General features: G+C 56.7%; 1 protein-coding gene. It reads right to left on the reverse strand.

The features are described 5' to 3' along the window. Positions 1-27: 27 nt before the first annotated feature. A partial coding sequence (locus tag AOA61_RS31945; RefSeq protein ID WP_218197388.1) for a hypothetical protein occupies positions 28-268 on the reverse strand: 241 nt, incomplete at its 5' end.

Here is a 268-nt window from a genome sequence, read left to right on the forward strand (position 1 = left end):
GACTTCGTTTAGCCACACTATTTCGACTTAGCCCACCTCTCTCACTGCCCGAAAAGCCTCATCAATCGCCGCATGGGCGTACGCACTCCACGCCGCATCCGAGTTGGCGATGCTCACAGGCCCTACAGGTTTGCGCGCCAGATTCATCAACGCTTCATATGAAGCAAGTTGTGTCGTCAAGTGAGTTGCATGCTGTTGTAGTGAGCGGGCTTGCCCCGCGCTGGGCTGCGAAGCGGCCCCCATGAAAACCACACAGGCCGTCTGAAAA

This window comes from Pseudomonas sp. 2995-1, assembly GCF_002742505.1.
GTDB lineage: Bacteria > Pseudomonadota > Gammaproteobacteria > Pseudomonadales > Pseudomonadaceae > Aquipseudomonas > Aquipseudomonas sivasensis.